Here is a 21486-nt window from a genome sequence, read left to right as displayed (position 1 = left end):
AAGATTAAATAGATTAAAAGCTTTTGCTTTTAATCTTGAGGAGTGTTTATCATCCAGATTGAGAAAACATCTAAGTAGTTCCAAAAAGATTGTTTTAAGTCATCTGGCATTTCAAGGTTTTCTAAAACTTTGATATATGATTCAAGCCAAACAAGTCTGGCTTTAGGAGTGATTTTAAATGGTTGATGTCGTGCTACCATCATTGGATTTCCTCTATTTTGGTTAAAATAGTCAACTCCTCCACAAATTTGTATAAAAAAATCTGCTGAATGTTGTTTTGCTAAAGCAAAAGCTTCATCACTTTTTGGAAATAAATCTTTGATTTCACTTGTTCTTAAAATATCATAGTGATTTGATATTAATTTTCTCATTCCATCTTCACCTAAAAATTCTAAAACTTTAGGATCAGGCTTTGTAACAGGAGGTCTTACTCCAAATTGTGCTTGTGTAATATTATAATTCATTTTATTAACCTTTTAAATATGTAAAAATTTGACCACTATCATACAATATTACAGTTAAAAAATGTTTAGTATGATAAAATACCAAGATTCAAATTTTAGGATTTTTATGTATCAAAAACTAGATAATATCGAAGAGTGTTATAGTTGTGGTTTATTTATTGAAAAAGATAAACGAACAAAATTATCTCAAAGATGTCCTAGATGTAATAGTAAATTATCAGTAGATAAAGAGTCTTCTTTTGACTCTTTGTATTATGCTATTTCAGCTCTTTTATTATTTGTTATTTTAAATATTTATCCAATAATTACTTTAAATATTTCAGATAATGAACTAAAAACAACTTTGATAGGAGCTGTTGTTGCTTTAATAGAACAAGAGTTTTTTTTAATAGGAGTTGTTGTATTTTTTACTATTTTATTTGCTCCTATTTTAAACTCTTTTGTTATTATTTTTGTATATATTCAAAAAAAACTGAAAATAAAAATTTTTTCAAAAACTTTACTTTATGATAGTTTCTATTTTTTTAAACATTGGGGATTCATAGAAGTTTTTATCATAAGTATTATTGTTACTTATATAAAACTAATAGGAATGGTATCAACAACAAAGTTTGATATAGGATTTTATGTGATGTTGATTTATATTTTTTGTTTTTATATGTCAAATAAAAAGTTTAATGCAAAAAGTATTTTTGGAGAATAGATGGTTTTAATCTCTTGTAAAAATTGTCATAAAGTTTATGAAAAGGAGGATTATAGTGAATTTATTTGTACAAGATGTAAACATAAAGTTACAAAAAGAGTAACAAACTCTTTTCAAACATCATTTGCTTTACTTATTTGTGCAATTTTACTTTATATTCCAGCAATGCTTTATCCAATTATGGAAATAACTCAATTTGGAGTTGATATTCAAAGTACTATTTTGCAAGGTGTTATTAGCTTTTTGGAGATGAAAAGTTATTTTATAGCAATTGTGATTTTTACTGCAAGTGTTGTAATTCCTTTCATAAAATTAGTTGGATTACTTTTTATTTTTATATCTTTAAAAACAGATGTAAAAATGGAAAATAAAACAAAGATTTTGATATATAAGTTTATTGAAGCTATTGGAAAATGGTCAATGATAGATATTTATGTAGTTGCAATTTTATCTTCAACCGTGCAACTTGATGAAATTTTTAATATAAAAGGTGGAATTGCTGCAACATCTTTTGGATTGATGGTTATTTTAACAATGATGGCAGCAAACAGATTTGATACAAGGATAATTTGGGATGGGAAATGATATAGAAAAAGCAGTAGTTTATAAACCAAAATTAGTAGAAAAAAATAAACTTTCATTTATTTGGATTTTACCTTTAATAATTCTAGGTGTTTTAGGCTGGATTGCTTACGAATCTTACGCAAAAAAAGGTACAAATATTACAGTTGTATTTAAAAGTGCAGAAGGATTAAAAGAGAATATTACACCTTTGGAATACAAAGGTTTACAACTTGGAAAAGTAACAAAAATCTCAATGCACGAAGATTTACAAAGTGTAAAAGTAAATATTTTAGTAAATAATGATGTAGCACGATATGTTGCAAATGAAGGCTCAAAATTTTGGATAAAAAAACCAACTATCTCTTTGACAAAAATTTCTGGACTAAATACTTTGATAAGTGGTTACAAAATTGAACTCTCACCTAGATTTAAAACTCAAGATGACTATAACAAAGGTGCTTATCAAGACTATTTTGAAGGATTGGATACTCAACCAAATGATGAATGGGAATTAAATGGTTACTATATAAATCTGATTGCTTCAAATGATAAAGATAACATAGAAGTAGGAACACCGATATTTTATAATAAGTTTCAAATTGGGGAGATTGTAGCAAAAGAGTTTAGATATGAAAAAGTATTTTTAAGCGCGTATATTTACGATAAATTTAACTATTTGGTAAATAAAAGTTCAAAATTTGTTATGAATGAAGCTTTAAAAGTAAACTATGGAGCAAGTGGACTAAATATAGAACTTGGTTCTTTATATTCTGCGCTTGTTGGTGGAATTACTGTAATAACTTCAAATAAAGATGATGCAAAAATAGAAAATAGCGATATATATGAAGTTTATGCAAGTAAAGATGACTTAAAAAATAAAGAAGAGTTTACTATTAAATTTACAGATGTAAGTGGAATAGAAGAAAATACACCTATTATCTTTAAAGGAATAGAAATAGGAAAAATAATACAAGTAAATTTAGATAAAGATGTTTTAACTACAAAAGCTTATGTTTATGATGAATATAAATATCTTTTGACAGATAAAACTAGATTTTTTGTCGAAGAACCTACTATTTCACTTGATGGAGTAAAAAATCTAGGAAATATTATAAAAGGAAATTTTATTTCACTTGATTATAAAAATGGTGAGTTTTCAAATACTTTTAATGCAATAAATAAAAAAGATTTAAGTAAAAGTTATAACACAATAAAACTAGAACTTCTAAGTGAAAACTTAAATTCTATCTCTTTAAACTCAAAAGTATTTTATAAAAATATTGTAATAGGGCGAGTTGATAATTATGCTTTAACTCCTGATTTAAAAAATGTAAAAATCACAGTTTTAATAGATAGCAAATATAAAGATTTATTAAATGACTACAATCTTTTTTATGATATGAGTTCAAAAATTGTTGAAATAAAAAGTATGAATCTGAATATAAATTATAGTGGAGTTGAACCACTTTTAAATGGAGCAATTGGTTTAATTGCAGATAAAAGAGGTGATGCAGAACTTACAAAAAAAGAGTTTAAATTATATAACTCTTATAAAGAAGTTGAAAGACTAAAAAGATTTTATAATACAGGATTTACTATTGAAGCCTCTTTTGATAATAGTTTTGAAATAAAACAAGATATGGCAATTGTTTATAAAAATCAAGAGATAGGTTTTGTAAAAGATATAAAATTTGATGATAAAAAATCAAAAGTAAATCTTTTTATCTATTCTCCATTTAAAAAATATATTACAGATAAAAGTAGATTTTATAAAAAAGGAGTTGTTGATTTTAAAGCTAGTCTTAGTGGAGTTTTATTTGAAGTTGATAACTTCACTTCATTAATAGATGGCTCAATTCATCTTGATACAACTTCAACTCAATCTTTTGAGAAATTTGAAATATATGGAAATGAAGATGAGATGAAAAACTCAACAAATAGCCTAACAATAGTTTTTGATGATGTTGAAGGTTTACAAGAAAATTTTTCACAATTAACTTATAAAGGTGTAAATGTTGGAAAAGTTAAAAAAATCTCTTTAAATTCTAAACAACAAATAGAAGTAAAAGCACTAATTTATGATGATTTTGCCTCTTTTGCTAAAGAAGGAACAGTTTTTTACTTGAAAAAACCACGAATCTCTTTACAAGAAGTTGCAAATGCAGGCTCAACAATAATGGCAGTAAATATTGGAGTTATAAAAAGTGAAAGTTCAAATATTCAGACAGTTTTTAAAGGAACGGAAAATCAACCATCAGTTGAAAAATCTCACTTAGGAACAGTTTATAAAATAGAAGATTTAACTGCATCAAGTGTAAATGTCGATGCACCAGTTTATTATAAAAATGTCCAAATAGGAAAAGTAAGTAAAATAGACTTAAGTGAAGATGGTTCTAAAGTTGTAGTTGATTGTTTGATTTATGATAAATATACAAAACTAATTAGAAAAAATTCAGAGTTTTATGACATAAGTGGATTTGAGATGAAATTCTCTATTTTTACAGGTTCAAAAATAGAATCAAATACTTTTACAAGTCTGTTAAAAGGTGGATTAGTGGTGGTTACTCCTTATGAATATGGGGAAATTGCAGATGCTGGAGAGAAGTTTACTTTGGTAAAAACTTTAAGAGATGATTGGAAAAGTATAAGTCCAAGTATTAAGTAAAAAATATAGGAAATAATTAAAATGAAAGCTAATGATTTAAATAGTTATGAAGAGTTAAATTTGATTGCTTTTGATTATGCAAGAACAGGGAAAACGCAAGATTTAAAACTATTATTAAATAATGGGATGTCTGTTGACCTTTGTGATTATAAAGGTAATACTTTATTGATGTTGGCTTCATATAATGGAAATATTGAAACTGTAAAACTTTTAATAGATAATAAAGCACAAGTCGATAAAAAAAATAATAAAGGACAAACTCCACTTGGTGGAGTTTGTTTTAAAGGTAATTTAGAAATAGTAAAACTATTAGTTGAAAATGGTGCAAATATCCATGAAAATAATGGCTTTGGATTTACTCCTTTTGCTTTTGCTGTAATATTTGGAAATACTGATATTGTAGAGTATTTTAATGAACAAGATAAAAATAAAAGCTTTAAATCTAAAATTTATTTAGTTTTTTCAAAGTTTATAAAAAGATTTAAAAAATAGGAGTTTTATATCCTATTTTATATAATTTTCTTTTTTATCAACTGTATCTAACTCTTGACCAATCTCTTGGTATCTTTTGAAGTAATATTTTACAAATGAGTTTATATTTTCATCATTTGGCATAAAATATTTCTCTTTTTTTGTTGCATAGTTATTTAAAAACTGCGTTGCATCTTTTTTATCAAGATAGTGTTTCGCAAGTGCAGTATAGTTTGTGATATACCAAGCTTTTAAAACTTCAAATTTTGCCTCACTTATATCTATATTTAACTTTTTATTTTCATCATCCCAAGATAAAACACCACTATCAAAAAGTCCATTTAAGTGAATCAAACCTTCACAATAGTATGGTTGAACTTCATCAACTTCCATCCAACCAATCAATCCTACACTTCGTTTTATAAGGTCAATTAAAACTTGCTCTTTTAGGTGAAGTTCGTCTGTATCAACATCAAGTAAATATGAGATTAATCCACCAGTTGTTGCTTTGAACTCTTCAATATTTTTGAAATTTCCAGTTTTATTCATAACTGATTCAGTTTCATCATCACACCATAAAATATGACCATATTCATGTCCAACTGTACTTATATCGTAAACTTGATGCCAAGATGTTGTTTCATTAAATAAAAACATTCTATCACGAGTAAGAAGTTTTTGCCCAAATATTTCTTGGCTTAGTTTTAAAAATGGTTTAGCCCTGCTAGTTTGTAAAATCTCATCACTAAATGCAAAGATTTTTTTACCTTCTTCTAAAGATACAACTTCATCATTTGGTACAACTTGTGCTGAAAATAGTCCATTGAACTCTGCACCAAAGAATAGGGCAGGTCGTCCCACATAAAGTTGCACTTTATCAAGTGATTTGAAGCTAAAATCATAGATTTTTTTATAATTTTCATTTGGCTCAAAACTTGAATATATTTTTGAAAACGCTGATTTGATTTTATTTACTCTATGGTCATTTTGTGCAAATTTTGGGTTAGTTAATCTAATATCCCATTCAAGTGCAACAGCTTTTCTAAAGTGGTCTTCATAGTATTCAAGTGGATGTCCGATTTGAATTGGAGTTTTTATTTTCATCCAAGCTCTATCTACATCTGCCCATTTTGAAACTAATTCATCTGTTCTATCTTCACTAAATGCTTTGATAAGTGCTTGAATATATAAAACATAATCCCATTTTTGATTGTAAATTTCATCTTCAAGTTCGATTAGTTTATCTGCAAACTCTTCAAGTGCATCTACAACTTCAGTTGTCTCTTTTTTGAAAGCTTTTATATATGCTTGAGATTTATATTTGTCACCATCTTTTACTAAAGCAGAGTAACATCTATCAGCAGTAATTCCCCCATGTCCTAAATCAAAAAGTTTTTCATCTTCAAGATATTTCATGATTTTTGCTTCATCACCTTCAAACTTGGCAACTAACTCTTTATTTATTCCATTTATAATATGTGCTGTCCAAGAAGTTTGCCATGCACTCATTTGAAGTCCTACATTGTAAACTCCAATAAATACTTCCCTATAAAAAGGTGTTAATAAAGAATTTTCCAAAATAAAATCAATAAATTTAGTATGAATTTCATGCCAATACTGTTTTACAAATTGGTATGCTTTTTCTTGTAAAGAGATAATCTCTTTCTCATTTTTTTCAAGTTTTTTTAGAACTTGAACTAAACTATCATCTCTTAAATTTACAAGTCTAGTAACAAGTGCAAATCTTAAATCATCTTTCATTTCAAGATTTAAAGATTTTGCAAAATCATCAATAAGAGTTAGTTTATCAAACTCTTTATTTTCTAAAAATTTTATTAGTTTATTTGTTTTTGTTTTTTGGTCATTTAAAAAATCATATATTTTTTGTAAGTCGTTTAAAAATTCTTCTTTTGTCATCATAAAAATCCTTATTTTTTGTAAGAGAGTATTTTATCAGAATAGAACTTTTACTTATGAATTTACTTTTTTCAAAATATTCAAAGCTTCACTATATTCAAAATCATCAATATTTTCTTTCAAATTTTTTATTTCTTGATTATTTAAAATATTTTTTAAATTTTCGTATAAAGTATTTAATTTTTCTTCTTCGATAATAGTTCCATCTTGCAAGTCTTGTTTGATAGAATTTAGTAATTTTTTGAAATCTTGATTAGCCAAAAAGTGCATATTTTTATCTTTTGACTTTTTAGATTTTTCATATATAGTTTTAAGTTCAGTTTTTATTTTTGCTATTTCTTCTTCTAAAGTTTCAACTTCCAATGAAGTAATTGCACTATTGTTTTTATATTTTGCATCAATTTTTTGGCATATTGTAAAAAGTGCAGTTGCTCCTAAATTTCCACTTACACCTTTTAATCCATGTATAATTGTAGGTGCTGTTTCATCATTTTGTTTAACTCTTTCAACAATATCGATAAACTCTTCATTTAATTGTTCAAAGAATTTTGTTAATAGTTTATTTATTAGCTCTCTACTACTTAGAGTTCTTTCTAAATGTTCCATATCTAAGGTTATGTTAGATGTATTTTTAGCTTTATTAAAGATGATATTTTCTTTTTTTGTTATTTTTTTTGCATATTTTATAATTGTATTATATAGTTCTTCACTATTTATAGGTTTTCCTAAGTGGTCATTCATACCTACTTCTAAAACTTTTTGTTTGTCTTCTATCATAGCAGCAGCCGTCAGAGCTACTATTGGGATATCTTTATCAAATTCACGAATTTGTTTTGTTGCATCATAACCACTTAAAATTGGCATTTGTAAATCCATTAAAATCAAGTCATACAATCCTTGATTTTTTTTCTGTTTTTTTACAGCTTCTTCTCCATTATTTGCAATATCTACTTCAATACCTGCCTTTTTTAAAAACATTGAAGCAACTTCTTGATTTATTTCATTGTCTTCAACAAGCAAAATTTTTAAACCAAAGAGATTTGGACACTCTTTACTAATATCAATTGTAGAGATTTTTTTTACAATTCCTTTTTTTGCTTTTGCTAAAGCATCAAATAGTGTTGAACTTGTGATGGGTTTTGATAAGAAACTATCAATAGGAATATCACCTAAATCTATTTCATCTTTTGAATAAGCTGATACCATCAAAATAGATGGAATAGCTTTTTGAATCTCTTTATTTTCATATAATCCATAAATTTTTTTTATAGCTTCTTTTCCATTTAATTTTGGCATATTCCAATCCATAAGAACAAAATCAAAAGGAATATTTTCAAAATCAGCTTTTTTTACCATTTCAACAGCTTCTATTCCATCTTTTGCTTCCAAAGTTATATATCCAAAATTTTTTAACATATCTTTTAAAATAACTCGTGAAATTTCTTGGTCATCAACTATTAAGATTTTAAATTTTTTATCATTTAAATTATAGTTTTCTTCCCATTTTAAAGATTCAACTTCTAATATAAAACTAAATTCTGTACCAATTCCTTTTTTACTTTCTACTTTTATTGTACTTCCCAAAGATTCTACAATCTTTTCAGATATTATAAGTCCTAAACCAGTTCCACCATATTTTCTTGTAGTTGAATTATCTGCTTGCACAAAAGCTTTAAATAAATTTGAAATTTCTTCATCGTTCATTCCAATTCCACTATCTTTTACACTAAATCTTATTTTGGCACGAGATGAAGATATCTTTTCATAAAGTTCAATTGTTAGAGTGATATTTCCTTCTTTTGTAAATTTTAAAGCATTACTTAAAAAATTTGTTAGAACCTGTAAAATTCGTAGTTCATCACTTATGATAACTTTTGGTGTTCCTGTTTTATTATATAAATATAGTTCTAAATTTTTATTTGTTGCACTTTGTGTAAAGATAGTTTTTAGTTGAGATAAGATGTTATCTAGTGAAAAAGTTTTCATCTCTAAATCAAAACTACCAGTTTCTATTTTAGAAAAATCTAAAATATCACTGATAATTCCTAAAAGCATTTTTGAAGAGTTGTTTATTTTTGAGATAATATCATATTGTTTTTCATCCAATTGAGTATCAAACATCAATTCACTTAAGCCAATTACAGCATTCATAGGAGTTCTCATCTCATGACTCATATTTGCTAAAAATTGATTTTTTGATTCATTTGCTTTTAGTAAAGCTTTTTCATTTTCAAGTTCGGTAGTTATATCTTCAAAAGTAGATACAAATTCATTTTCATTAAAAACTTTATCTTCTACTACATTTACAAAAACTTTAAATATATGAAATTTATCATCTTTTTTAATTTTTGCTAAGTGAGTTTTATTTGGATTATTTAAGATATATTCAACCCAAGTTATTTCTCCCATTTTTGTTTGTAAAAAACCATCTTCTTTTATAAAATGGTCACAAATACATCTATATTGTTTTTTAAATTCATTTATAGATTTAAATTCAAAGAAATTTAAAAAAGTATTATTTACTTGAATTAACTCTTTTCCACTATTTGTTACTATTACTATACTATTTGAAGAGTTTAGTATTTTTTCTGCTCTATTTTTTTGAAGAGAAATCTGTTTATAAAACATATTAAATATATAAAGAATTATCAAATATATTGCTAGAATTGTAGTTAAAGAGATTAAAAATAATTTTTTTAGGGTATTTTCAAAATCTGTATAATATTGTGTCAAATCATGAAAAAATATGAAATTTCCTAAATTTTGTCCATCAAGTGATGTCGTATTAAAAAACTGTAAAGTTAAATGTTTATTATCAAATATAATATCTTTATTTTCTTTTTCATATTCAAATTTTTTTAAATACTCTAAAAATTTAGGGTTAATAGAAGAGTCAGAAGTTATAAATTTGTCAAGATTTGTTTCATAAAAAACACCTTGAATATTATTGAAAAAGGTGATTGAATACATTATTTTTCTTACAGAAATACCAATTTCAAAAGCACCTACAAAGTCATTTTTTTCATCAAATAAAGGAAGTATAACTCTATATGATAAACCCGTTAGTCCTTTTTCAAAACCAAAAAAAGTCTCTTTTGTATCAAATACTTTTTTTAACATCGGTCTTGATTGTAAAATATTATCTCCTGATAAATCTAATTTTTGTAAACGAAGTAAGTTTGTACCATCTTTTGAAAAGAAGTTCATTTGAGTTATATATGGATCTTTAGTTAGAAGTATGCTATATTTTTCAATAGTTAATTGTTCTAATTTGTTTTTATTTTGTTCTTTTAGTGCTAAGATAATATCTGGATTATCTAATAGTTTGCTACTAAGTTCATAAGAATAATTTTTTAGATTTTTTTCAATTGTTTTGTGAAAAAAATTCTCTATTTTAGCTATTTGTTCTCTTTTTGCATTATTTAATTTTTGTTTTTGAAAATCATAAAAAACATAAAATAAAACACTAAATGAACAGATAAATAAAAATACTATTAATCCTAAAAATTTATATTTCAAATAAACGTTATTCATAGTTCTAAATATCTAATATAGAAAAGTTATTTCTACCACTATTTTTTACTTTATATAAAGTTTCATCAGATTTCATCAAAAGTTCTAATTTGGTAATATCTTTATTTGTATTGTAATAAGAAATACCAATACTAACAGTTATAAAATTTGCTACTTTTGAAAAATCATGAGTTATCTTTAAATCCCTTACTGCTTCTAAAAGATTTTTTGCAACAGTTTCTAAACCAGGTTTATCAATATCTTTTAAAAGTATTACGAACTCTTCTCCACCATAACGTGCGACTAAATCAGTAGGCCTTTTAATAGTTGATTGTAAAGCAAATGCTACTTTTTTTAAAGCTTCATCACCTTTTCCATGTCCATAATTATCATTATAAGGTTTGAAAAAGTCTATGTCTATCATCATAACAGCTAGATTTTTATTTTCTCTTTTTATTTCTAAAAAAGTTGTTTCAAAAGCTTCATCAAAAAATCTTCGATTTCTTATGTTTGTTAAACCATCATACATTGATAGTTGTTCTAGCAAATCAGTTTTTAGCTTGAGTTCAAGGTGATTTTTTAGTCTTAGTTTTAGAATAGCTTTACTAAAAGGTTTTGTAATATAATCAATTGCACCTAGATTTAATGCAAACTCTTCGTCTTCTTCACTATTTTTAGCTGTAATAAAAACTATAGGTAAATTTTTTGTTTTATTATTATTTTTTAATTCTTTACATACTTCATAACCATTTATATCTGGCATTTCTATGTCTAAAAGTACAAGATCTATATCATTTGGAGCATTTAATATTTCAAGTGCTTTTGTTCCACTTTTTGATATTTTGATATTACAATCATCCTTTAATAAATCTGATAATAATAATAAATTCGTTGTCATATCATCGACAATAAGAATCGTAGGTTTTTTATGTTCCAATATATTTCCCTTGCAAAATGAAGTTAAGATCTTATCTTATCTTATCTTTCTATTAATTATCCAAGGATAATTTTTTGACTATTAAAGTGTTTCTTTAAAAATTTTTTTTAATTTTTTAATATAGAGAAATTAAAAGATAGTGTAAGTTTTGAGGCTTGAAAATTACAAAATACAGCAGTAAAAACTGCTATATTTTATTTTTTGATATCAAATCTATCAAGATTCATAACTTTTGTCCAAGCATTTATAAAATCTTGTACAAATTTTTCTTTTGAATCTTCTTGTGCATAAATTTCTGCAACAGCTCTTAATTGCGAATTAGAACCAAATAATAAATCAACTCTACTAGCAGAGTATTTCATAGAACCACTTTGTCTATCTTTTCCTACAAAACTATCTTCTTCAGGAGTTGTTGGATACCAAGCAGTTTTCATATCAAGTAGATTTACAAAGAAATCATTACTTAAAACTCCAACATTTGAAGTAAATACTCCTAAATTTGTATTTGCATAGTTTGCACCTAAAACTCTCATTCCTCCAACTAATACAATCATTTCAGGAATTGTCAAAGATAGTAATTGTGCTTTATCAATCAACAACTCTTCTGTACTTAAAGTGTATTTTGCTTTTGAATAGTTTCTAAAACCATCTGCTATTGGCTCAAGATGTGAAAATGATTCTACATGTGTTTGCTCTTGAGTTGCATCAGTTCTTCCAGCGCTAAATGGAACCTTTTTACTAAATCCAGCATCTTTTACTGCTTTTTCAACTGCTGCACATCCACCTAAAACTATTAGGTCAGCTATTGAAACCTTTTTATTAAACTCTTTTTGAATCTCTTCAAGTTTTTTAATAACAATATCTGTTCCTTGATTAACTTCCCAATCTTTTTGAGGAGCTAGTCTTATTCTTGCACCATTTGCTCCACCTCTTTTATCCGAATTTCTATAAGTTGAAGCAGATGCCCATGCAGTTGTAACTAATTGAGAAATAGATAAACCAGAAGATAAAATAATCTCTTTTAATTTTTCTATATCATTTTCATTTATTAATTCATAATCAAGTGTTGGTACTACATCTTGCCAAATTAACTCCTCTTTTGGAACTTCTGGTCCAAGATATTTTGAACGAGGTCCAAGGTCACGATGTGTAAGTTTAAACCATGCTCTTGCAAAAGCATCCGCAAACTCTTCTGGATGTTCATGAAATCTTTTTGAAATTGGTCCATAAATTGGATCCATTCTTAATGCTAAATCTGTAGTGAACATTACAGTTTTTACTTTTTTACTAGCATCATGAGCAGAAGGTGCAAGATGTTCATCTTTTGGATTTATAGGTTCCCATTGCCAAGCTCCTGCTGGAGATTTTGTTAGATTCCATTCATAACCAAATAAAATATCAAAATATTCATTATCCCATCTAGTTGGATTTGCTGTCCAAGAACCTTCTAATCCACTAGTAATAGTATCATTTCCTTTTCCACTTAAAAATTTACTAAACCAACCTAAACCTTGTGCAACAAGTCCTTCTGCTTCTGGTTCAGCTCCTACATTTGAAGCATCACCAGCTCCGTGTGTTTTTCCAAATGTATGCCCACCAGCAATTAGTGCAACAGTCTCTTTATCTCCCATTGCCATTCTTGCAAATGTTTCTCTTATATCTATTGCAGAAGCTAAAACATTTGGTTGTCCATCTGGACCTTCTGGATTTACATATATAAGACCCATTTGAACAGCAGCAAGTGGATTATCTAAGTCTCTATCTCCACTATATCTACTATTTTCTTTATCACTTGTTGCCAACCATTCAGCCTCTTTCCCCCAATAAATATCTTCTTCAGGTTCCCAAATATCAACTCTACCACCTGCAAAACCAAAAGTTTTAAATCCCATTGATTCTAAGGCAACATTTCCTGCAAGTATCATTAAATCTGCCCAAGATATTTTATTTCCATATTTTTGTTTTATAGGCCAAAGTAAACGTCTAGCTTTATCTAAATTTACATTATCTGGCCAGCTATTTAATGGTGCAAAACGTTGATTTCCAGTAGATGAACCACCTCTACCATCTCCAGTTCTATATGTACCTGCACTATGCCAAGCCATTCTTATAAACAGTGGTCCATAATGTCCATAATCAGCAGGCCACCAATCTTGAGAATCAGTCATTAAAGCTGTTAAATCAGCTTTTAAAGCATAATAATCTAATTTTTCAAACTCTTTTGCATAATCAAAATCATTTCCAAGAGGATTCACTTTATTTGAATGTTGTGAAAGAATTTTTAAATTTAGTTGATTTGGCCACCAATCTTTATTTGAAGTACCACCATTTTTTACCATTGGATTTGTTCCAAATCCTAAAGGACATTTACCAGCCATTTTCTCTCCTTGCTATTTAATAAATTTAACGAGACAATATGACATTAAAAAGCTTAATAATATATAAATATAATTTATTATAGGATAAAAATTATCCTAATATATATTTTTAGCACTCATTATATAAAAGTGCTAAAAATATATAAAACTTTAGCTAACTTTTATAAAGTTGCGATAAAATTACCTTTCAAAATTAAATAAATTATAGGAGAAACTATAAGATGGCAAAACATCAATTTCAGACAGAAGTAGGACAACTATTACATTTAATGACACACTCTTTATATTCAAATAAAGAGATTTTTATAAGAGAACTTGTATCAAATGCAAGTGATGCAATCGATAAATTAAACTATTTAAGACTAACTGATGAAAATTTAAAAGAAAAATTTGCAGATTTTAAAGGTGAGATAAATATCTCTTTTGATGAAAAAGATAAATCTTTAAGTATTATAGATAATGGTATTGGTATGAATGAAGCTGATTTGATAGCTTCTATTGGTACTATTGCAAAATCTGGAACAAAATCATTTGTTGAAGCTTTAACAGGTGATGCAAAAAAAGATTCAAATCTTATTGGTCAATTTGGAGTAGGGTTTTATTCAGTATTTATGGTAGCAAATAAAGTAGATGTTATCTCTAAAAAAGCTGGAGAGGAACAAGCTTATAAGTGGAGTTCGGATGGAACAGGAGAGTTTGATTTAGCTCCTTGTACAAAAGAAACAAATGGTACAGTTATTTATATTCAATTAAAAGATGAAGAAGCAGAAGAATTTGCTTCAAAATATAGAATCAAAAATATTGTAGAAAAATATTCAAATCATATAGCTTATCCAATTTTCTTAAATTATGATGAAGAAGTAAGTGAACCTTTAAGTGAAGAAGATGAAAAAGCTGGTAAAAAAGCAGAGAAAAAAACTGAAAGAAAACATGAACAAATAAATGCTGCAACAGCACTTTGGATGCAACCAAAAGCAAAATTAAAAGAGCAAGATTATAATGATTTTTATAAATCAATTTCTCACGATAGTTCAGATCCGATGCTTACAATTCATACAAAAACAGAAGGTGTAAACGAATATACAACTCTATTTTATATCCCAAAAATTGCACCTATGGATATGTATAGAGCAGATTTCCAAAGTGGTGTTAAACTATATGTTAAAAGAGTATTTATTACTGATGATGAAAAAGAGTTATTACCAATATATTTAAGATTTGTTAGAGGTATTATTGATAGTGAAGATTTACCTTTAAATGTAAGTAGAGAGATTTTACAAGAAAATAGAATCTTAGCAAATATCAAACAATCAAGTGTTAAAAAGATTTTAAGTGAAATCAAAAAATTATCAAAAGATGAAGAAAAATATGCTGAATTTGTAGCTCAATATATAAGACCTTTAAAAGAGGGTGTTTACCAAGATTATACAAATAAAGAGGCGATTTTAGAACTTTTAAGATACAAATCAACAAAAACTGAAATTGGAAAAATGACTTCGTTAGAAGCATACAAAGAAAGAGCAAATAGTGAACAAAAAGCTATTTATTATATCGTTGGTGAAAATGAAAAAGTATTAAGAAACTCTCCTCTTTTAGAGTCATATAAGAAAAATGATATTGAAGTTTTAATCTTAGATGATAAAGAGATAGATGAGATTATCACTCCTGCAATTGGTGCGTTTAAAGAGTGGGAATTTAAAGATATTACAGCAATTGAACCTCCAAAAGTAGAACAAAGCGAAGAAGAAAAAAAAGAAGTTGAAGAAAAATTCCAAGATATTCTTTCAAAAATTAAAGATAAATTAGGTGATGCAGTAAAAGATGTAAAAGTTACTTCAAGATTAAGTGAATCTCCATCTTGCGTAGTAAAAGATGCAGCAGATGCTCAAATGGCAGCAATGGCTCATATGTTTAGACAAATGGGACAAGCTATGCCAGAAAGTGCTCCAATCTTAGAAATCAACCCAGAACATGAAATCGTAAAAAAACTAAATGGTTGTGTAGATGAAGCAACAATCGAAGATGTTTCTTGGATTTTACTAGACCAAGCAAAACTAAGTGAAGGTATAGAAATCACTGATACTGTAGCTTTTGCTCAAAGGTTATCAAGAATTACTGCTAAAGCTTTATAATATAAAAACTATTTGCACGCATTTTGCGTTGCAAATAGTTTCTTCTTATTAAAATTCCCTTGAATAAAAACTTATAATATGATAAAGTTATACTTAAATAAAATAACTAAAATATAATTTAAAGGTTAACAAATGGTTGGAGCTATATTTGAGGGCTTAAAGATGATTTTTAAAACAATTACAAAATTATCTCGACCTTATGTTAGCCTTGAAGAAAATGACTTAAAATTCAAGATAGATAGCGACAACACTTTTAAATATACACTTTCAAATATTGATACAAAAACACGACATGATCCTTATATAATAGATGCATACACTCTAAGTGCAAATGAAATATATTTAGAATATGTTCATACAGATATTGATGTATCTTGGAACGGACAAGCTTTGAGTTTTTTTATAAGTTTATTAAAGGACAATATAAAAGCAAAAAAATTTGACTTGCTAGAAAAAGAAGAGTTTTCTCATTATGAATTTTTGACATACAAAGTTGATGATAAATATTTTTTAAATGTAATATATGTATATGAAATTAGTAAAGAAGTTTTTATAGTAGATAAAAAATCCGAACTTTATGAAAAGTTATTAAAAAATTTTAAAAAAGATTATGTTTACCGTTTTGAAAAAAATGATAGTAATGTACCAAATATAGAAAATTTAAGTTTAGTAAAAAATAATGCAATGAATAGTTATTTTGCAATGTCTTCAAACTAAGAGTTTTCTCTTAGTTTAAACTATTTTCCAAATACTTCTTTTAGTATTGTTGATGTTTGTTCTAGTGGATTTTTTCTAATTGCTGCTTCTTTTTGTGCAATTATTGTAAATAATCCGTCTATTGCTTTAGATGTAACATAATCATCTAAACTCTGATTTGAATTTCCTGGAATATAAGAATCAACTCCAAAATTTTTAGCTAAGTTTGTGATTGAACTATTATCAACTAAACCTTTTGCACTTGATTGATAATAGTTGTTTAAAGTATCATAGTAACCTGCTACTTGATTTTCTTTCATTGTTTCTTGAATGATTGGTTTAATTGCTTCTTTTAAAGATGAAGTTGTATTTGTTTTAAAATATTCTGTTGCTGCTGTATCTCCACCATTTAATACTTTTTGAGCATCTGTTAAACTCATTTTATCAATAGCATCTACAAAAATTTCAGCCGTTTTTGGAGCTGCTTTTGTTGCTGCATTATTCATAGAGTTTATTAGATCATCAGCCATTTTGTCTCCACCAGCTTTTCTTATGATAGTTTCTGCTGCTTTTATATTATCAGGTAAAGGAATTTTTACATTTTTATTATTTAAGTAACCATTATCTTTTCCTAGTTCTGTTGTTGCATAAGATACTCCATTTTTTAAAGCTTCTTTTAATGCACTAGATATTGTTGTATTATCTAAATTAGAGTTTGTAGAAGAAGTTGTTGTATTTGAAGTAGTAGTTTTACTATCTGCAACATTTTCCATCACACTTTTTGCAATGCTTCCTAAATCTAAAGCAAAAGAAAAAGTTGTTCCTAAAACTAAAGCTGAAACAATAATCGATTTTTTCATAATTTTTCCTAATATTTTATTTGAAAATTCATTATACAAAAAATTGTAAAAATGCTTTCTTACGCTTTTAATTAACTTTTGGATAGAATAGAATCTATTTATTAAAAAAATCAAAAAAATTAGGAACAATTTTATGGAACAATTTATCCAAGACTGGGGATATTTAGCACTATTTTTATATACATTTGGTGGAGGATTTGTAGGACTTGCAATAGCAGGAGCATTGTCTTATGCAGGAGATTTAAATATTTATGTTTGTGTTGCAGTTGCATCTGTATCAAATTTTGTTGGTAGCCAGTTTTTATTTTTTTTAGCTAGAAAAAATAAAACTTATGCAAAAGATATAATGAAAAAATATGGAAGAAAAGTTGCTTTAACTCATATAATAATGAAAAAGTATGGTTCTTTTGTTATTTTTATACAAAAATTTATTTATGGAGTAAAAACTTTAGTTCCTTTAGCTATTGGTATTACAAAATATTCTGTTATCAAATTTACTATTTTTAATGCAATTGCATCTACTATTTGGGCTTGCGTTATAGGATATGTAAGTTTTACTGCTGGAAAGTTCCTTTTAAGTTTGAGTGAAGATTTTAAATATGTTGGACTTGTAGCTGTAACAGCTATTATTTTGATAGTTATATTTACAAATAAAAATAGAAAATAATTATGCAGTTTTCAGAACTAAACCTTTCTAAAGAGTTTTTACAAAATTTAGACTCTTTAGAATACAAAACTTTAACTCCAATTCAAGAAAAAACTATTCCAGATGCTTTACAAGATAAAGATTTAATAGCAAAAGCAAAAACTGGTTCAGGAAAAACGGTTGCATTTTGCTTACCAATAGTAAACAAATTAAAAGCAAAAGAGTTTAAAATTCAAGCATTGATTTTAGCTCCAACAAGAGAGTTAGCAAATCAAATAGCACAAAATTTAAGAAAATTATCTAGACATATTCATAATGTAAAAGTTTTAACCTTATGTGGTGGAGTTCCTTTCAAACCTCAAGTTGTCTCTTTGCAACATAGTGCTCATATTGTTGTGGCTACACCAGGAAGAGTTTTAAAACATATAAAAGAGAAAAATATAAATTTAGAAAATATTAATACTTTTGTTTTAGATGAAGCTGATAAGATGCTTGATATGGGATTTTATGATGATATTATGGAAATAATTGAGAATTTACCTAAAAATAGACAAACTATGCTTTTTTCAGCAACTTATGAAAAAAATATAGAAACTTTTGCTTCAAATATTTTAAAAAATCCAATTTATAAAGAAATTTCTGATGAAAAGGAGATTTTTATAAATCAAAAATTTTATGAAGTTACTCCGAGTGAAAAAGTATCACTTATTCCTGCACTTATATCTGAAAATCAAGCAAAAACAATTTTAATTTTTTGTAATATGAAAATCACTTGTGAAGATTTGGCTGATGATTTATATGATTTAGGGCTTGATATTTTAACTTTACATTCTGATTTAGAACAAAAACAAAGAGATGAAACAATGGTTTTATTTTCAAATAAATCATATCCAATACTTATAGCAACAGATGTTGCTTCAAGAGGACTTCATATTGATGATGTTGATTTAGTTATCAACTATGACTTAAGTTTGGATGAAAAAATACATACTCATAGAATAGGAAGAACAGCAAGAGCAGGCAAAGGTGGTTTAGCAATCTCTTTATTTACTAAAGAAGAAATAGATAAATTAGAAGTTATAAAAAATAAATTTAATAATATTATAATTGAAGATTCAAAAGAGATAAAAGATGATTTATCTTTCGAAATAAATTCTGATTTTAGAACAATTTTTATCAATGGTGGTAAGAAGCAGAAAGTAAGAAAAGGCGATATTTTAGGAGCACTCATTTCAGAAATGAATTTAAAAAGTGAAGATATAGGAAAAATCGATACAATGGATTTTTGTTCTTATGTTACAATAAAGAAAGATAAAATTAGTAATATTTTTTCAACATCAAAATCTATGAAAATTAAGGGAAAATATTATAGTATATTAGAAAAATAAATAAAAAAATAGAAATATTAAGGATAACTTAGATTGTTTAGAAACAAATTATTTCTAAAAATTGTAATGATTTTTACCTTACCTGTATTAGGTATATTATATTTTAGTTCAATTTTAGTTCTTGAAAAAATAGAAATGGCAAATGAAGTTGAATCAAATCATAATAATTTAAATTACATAAAAACGGTAGAGGAATTTGTTTCATCTTTGGAAAAAGAACAACAATTATCTTTTAAATATTTATCTACAAAAACTCTAAAAAATGAACTATTAGAACAACAAGAAATATCAAAAAAATCTCTATTATCTCTAGAAAAATATAGACAAACTAAAAATGAATTAAAAAAATATAAGTTGGAAATTGAAGATTTAGTTGCTTTAAGAGAAAAAATTAATTATTTAAAAGCAACTCCAGAAGAGATAGAAAAATGTTTTGAACAAACAACAAAAATGGCTGTTGATTCTATGTTTTTGATTAAATTTGCAAAATTATCTAATGATTTTAGAGTAGATTTATCAAAAATGAACCATTTTTTGAATACAAATCAAAGCATAGAGGGTATATCAAAAATTTTTACTGATATGTTAGGACAATTAGAAAAAGAAGTTGCTATCTTTGATAGAGATGTTATTATCGAAAGAAATTTAAGTTTCATTTATCTATTCTTTTGCTTTTTCACTTTAATATCTTTATTTTTTGTATTAAAAAATATTATTTATAATGAGCAAAAATCATTTGATAAAATTCAAAAACATAAACAAATTTATGAAATTTTAAATGCAACAAATAAATTTTTGATGAAAACATTTGATAAAGAGAGACTTTATTCGAATATATGTGAACTTTTAAGTGAAAACGAACATTTAAGATTTTGTTTTATATATGATTTCTCTTCGAAAATGATTGTTGCTAAAAATGGTGAATTAAAAGATATAGTTATCTCTCAAGCTGATAAATACGAAGATTTTTCTCAAGATAATTTAGTTTCAAAAACTATGAAGTATGAATCGAATATTATAGTAAATAATTTCAAAGAAAAAAATATTTCGGTATTTTATAAAGATGCTGAAAAATTAAATATTAATTCAATGGCAACATTTCCTATTAAAAAATTTAATGAAGTAGTTGGTGTTTTAATAATCTATTCAAAAGAATTGGAATTTTTCGATCAAGAAGTAGAAATTTTATTTGATAAACTTGTAAGTGATATTACTCATTGTTTAGAAAAAATAGAATACGAAGATATAAGATTAAAACAAGAAGCTGAATTAAGACTTTCTTCTTATGCTTTTGACTCTTCAGCACCTATGATTATTACAGATGTTTACAATAACATCGTAAAAGTAAACCAAGCATTTTGTAAAATAATGGGTTATTCAAAAGAAGAAATAGTTGGACAAAATCCAAGAATTTTTAAAACTGCACATCAAGATAAAGATTTTGTTGAAAATCTATGGAATAACCTAAAAATAAATGGTAGTTGGAGTGGAGATGTTTATAATAAAAAGTCTAATGACGAGATAATTGCTTTAAAAGCTACAATTACAGTAATAAAAAATCAAGATGACAAAATAACAAATTATTTGGGTCAGTATATGGATAATAGTGAGCAAAAAGATAAAGAAAAGATATTAGAATATCAAGCAACTCACGATAATCTTACTGGTTTACCAAATAGATTATTATTGACTGATAGAATAGAACACGCAATTACAAAAACAGTAAGACATAAAATTTTTGGTGGATTAATTTTTATTGATTTAGATAATTTTAAAGCAGTTAATGATACTTTAGGACATGATATTGGTGATATTTTATTGATTACTGTTGCTAAAAAAATAAAACAAGTAATTAGAGATGAAGATACTGTTTCAAGAATAGGTGGAGATGAATTTATCGTTTTACTAGATAATATTGGAAATAATAGTATTGATGCTAAAAAGAATATAACTAGTCTTGCTGAAAAAATAAAAGAGACACTAAATGCAATTACACATATCGAAGGACATGTAAATATATCAACACCAAGTATTGGAATAACTCTATTTAGTGATGCAAGTGTTAGTGTGAAAGATATTATAAAACAAGCTGATACAGCTATGTATTCGGCTAAAAAACAAGGGAAAAATGCAATAGAATTTTTCTAAAAGT

General features: G+C 26.2%; 15 protein-coding genes. 9 read left to right on the top strand and 6 right to left on the bottom strand.

Features of this window, described 5'->3' with window-relative positions:
- Positions 1–29 precede the first annotated feature (29 nt).
- On the bottom strand, positions 30–464 hold the full coding sequence (locus tag B0175_RS09945; RefSeq protein WP_108528416.1) for a globin domain-containing protein: 435 nt from the start codon (positions 462–464) through the stop codon (positions 30–32).
- Positions 465–570: 106 nt separating this feature from the next.
- On the opposite strand from B0175_RS09945, the gene B0175_RS09940 reads away from it, so the two are divergent.
- The 4 genes from B0175_RS09940 to B0175_RS09925 are packed head-to-tail and all read left to right on the top strand — an operon-like array spanning position 571 to position 4888.
- Positions 571–1167, top strand: coding sequence for a paraquat-inducible protein A (locus B0175_RS09940; RefSeq protein ID WP_108528415.1), 597 nt, complete (start codon positions 571–573; stop codon positions 1165–1167).
- The gene (locus tag B0175_RS09935; RefSeq protein WP_108528414.1) at positions 1168–1752 is read left to right on the top strand and encodes a paraquat-inducible protein A; all 585 of its coding nucleotides are present in this window, start codon (positions 1168–1170) and stop codon (positions 1750–1752) included.
- Positions 1742–4396 carry an MlaD family protein gene (locus B0175_RS09930; RefSeq protein WP_108528413.1) on the top strand — a complete coding sequence of 885 codons (2655 nt, stop codon included), beginning with the start codon at positions 1742–1744 and terminating at the stop codon, positions 4394–4396. The genes B0175_RS09935 and B0175_RS09930 overlap by 11 nt, the downstream gene beginning before the upstream one ends.
- 21 nt (positions 4397–4417) lie before the next feature.
- Positions 4418–4888, top strand: a complete 471-nt coding sequence (locus B0175_RS09925; RefSeq protein ID WP_108528412.1) for an ankyrin repeat domain-containing protein — start codon at positions 4418–4420, stop codon at positions 4886–4888.
- A gap of 12 nt (positions 4889–4900) precedes the next feature.
- Here the strand turns inward: B0175_RS09925 and ciaB are convergent, their stop codons facing one another.
- From ciaB to katG, 4 genes are all read right to left on the bottom strand, one after another.
- Positions 4901–6787, bottom strand: a complete 1887-nt coding sequence (gene ciaB, locus B0175_RS09920) for an invasion protein CiaB (RefSeq protein WP_228156100.1) — start codon at positions 6785–6787, stop codon at positions 4901–4903.
- 51 nt (positions 6788–6838) lie between these two features.
- On the bottom strand, positions 6839–10318 hold the full coding sequence (locus B0175_RS09915) for a response regulator (RefSeq protein WP_108528411.1): 3480 nt from the start codon (positions 10316–10318) through the stop codon (positions 6839–6841).
- Between the two features lie 4 nt (positions 10319–10322).
- Positions 10323–11234, bottom strand: coding sequence for a GGDEF domain-containing response regulator (locus B0175_RS09910; protein WP_228134915.1), 912 nt, complete (start codon positions 11232–11234; stop codon positions 10323–10325).
- Positions 11235–11428: 194 nt separating this feature from the next.
- Positions 11429–13612, bottom strand: a complete 2184-nt coding sequence (gene katG / locus B0175_RS09905) for a catalase/peroxidase HPI (RefSeq protein ID WP_108528410.1) — start codon at positions 13610–13612, stop codon at positions 11429–11431.
- A gap of 221 nt (positions 13613–13833) precedes the next feature.
- Here katG and htpG point away from each other — a divergent pair, with 221 nt between their 5' ends.
- Together htpG and B0175_RS09895 are read left to right on the top strand one after the other, a co-directional pair.
- Positions 13834–15744 (top strand): molecular chaperone HtpG, encoded by a 1911-nt coding sequence (htpG, locus tag B0175_RS09900; RefSeq protein WP_108528409.1) that lies wholly within the window; start codon positions 13834–13836, stop codon positions 15742–15744.
- A gap of 132 nt (positions 15745–15876) precedes the next feature.
- Positions 15877–16461 (top strand): hypothetical protein, encoded by a 585-nt coding sequence (locus tag B0175_RS09895; protein ID WP_108528408.1) that lies wholly within the window; start codon positions 15877–15879, stop codon positions 16459–16461.
- 20 nt (positions 16462–16481) lie between these two features.
- Here B0175_RS09895 and B0175_RS09890 read toward each other — a convergent pair whose 3' ends face one another.
- Positions 16482–17300 (bottom strand): DUF4197 domain-containing protein, encoded by an 819-nt coding sequence (locus tag B0175_RS09890; RefSeq protein WP_108528407.1) that lies wholly within the window; start codon positions 17298–17300, stop codon positions 16482–16484.
- Positions 17301–17433: 133 nt separating this feature from the next.
- Between B0175_RS09890 and B0175_RS09885 the strand changes: the two genes are divergently transcribed.
- The 3 genes from B0175_RS09885 to B0175_RS09875 are packed head-to-tail and all read left to right on the top strand — an operon-like array spanning position 17434 to position 21482.
- Positions 17434–17967, top strand: a complete 534-nt coding sequence (locus B0175_RS09885; protein WP_108528406.1) for a DedA family protein — start codon at positions 17434–17436, stop codon at positions 17965–17967.
- A 2-nt stretch (positions 17968–17969) separates the two neighbouring features.
- Positions 17970–19334 (top strand): ATP-dependent RNA helicase DbpA, encoded by a 1365-nt coding sequence (dbpA, locus tag B0175_RS09880; RefSeq protein WP_108528405.1) that lies wholly within the window; start codon positions 17970–17972, stop codon positions 19332–19334.
- Between the two features lie 33 nt (positions 19335–19367).
- Positions 19368–21482: a sensor domain-containing diguanylate cyclase gene (locus tag B0175_RS09875; protein ID WP_108528404.1), complete on the top strand. Its 2115-nt coding sequence runs from the start codon at positions 19368–19370 to the stop codon at positions 21480–21482.
- The last annotated feature ends 4 nt before the right edge of the window (positions 21483–21486 follow it).

Origin of the sequence: Arcobacter lacus (assembly GCF_003063295.1) — a bacterium.
Lineage (GTDB): Bacteria > Campylobacterota > Campylobacteria > Campylobacterales > Arcobacteraceae > Aliarcobacter > Aliarcobacter lacus.
This window is presented reverse-complemented; position numbering and strand designations above follow the sequence as displayed.

Excerpts from the sequence above, each read along its gene's own strand:
- B0175_RS09895 (WP_108528408.1), top strand. The coding sequence starts at position 15,877 with ATGGTTGGAGCTATATTTGAGGGCTTAAAGATGATTTTTAAAACAATT.
- B0175_RS09915 (WP_108528411.1), bottom strand. The coding sequence starts at position 10,318 with ATGAATAACGTTTATTTGAAATATAAATTTTTAGGATTAATAGTATTT.
- B0175_RS09890 (WP_108528407.1), bottom strand. The coding sequence starts at position 17,300 with ATGAAAAAATCGATTATTGTTTCAGCTTTAGTTTTAGGAACAACTTTT.
- katG (WP_108528410.1), bottom strand. The coding sequence starts at position 13,612 with ATGGCTGGTAAATGTCCTTTAGGATTTGGAACAAATCCAATGGTAAAA.
- B0175_RS09945 (WP_108528416.1), bottom strand. The coding sequence starts at position 464 with ATGAATTATAATATTACACAAGCACAATTTGGAGTAAGACCTCCTGTT.
- htpG (WP_108528409.1), top strand. The coding sequence starts at position 13,834 with ATGGCAAAACATCAATTTCAGACAGAAGTAGGACAACTATTACATTTA.
- B0175_RS09930 (WP_108528413.1), top strand. The coding sequence starts at position 1,742 with ATGGGAAATGATATAGAAAAAGCAGTAGTTTATAAACCAAAATTAGTA.
- B0175_RS09935 (WP_108528414.1), top strand. The coding sequence starts at position 1,168 with ATGGTTTTAATCTCTTGTAAAAATTGTCATAAAGTTTATGAAAAGGAG.
- dbpA (WP_108528405.1), top strand. The coding sequence starts at position 17,970 with ATGCAGTTTTCAGAACTAAACCTTTCTAAAGAGTTTTTACAAAATTTA.
- ciaB (WP_228156100.1), bottom strand. The coding sequence starts at position 6,787 with ATGATGACAAAAGAAGAATTTTTAAACGACTTACAAAAAATATATGAT.
- B0175_RS09885 (WP_108528406.1), top strand. The coding sequence starts at position 17,434 with ATGGAACAATTTATCCAAGACTGGGGATATTTAGCACTATTTTTATAT.
- B0175_RS09940 (WP_108528415.1), top strand. The coding sequence starts at position 571 with ATGTATCAAAAACTAGATAATATCGAAGAGTGTTATAGTTGTGGTTTA.
- B0175_RS09925 (WP_108528412.1), top strand. The coding sequence starts at position 4,418 with ATGAAAGCTAATGATTTAAATAGTTATGAAGAGTTAAATTTGATTGCT.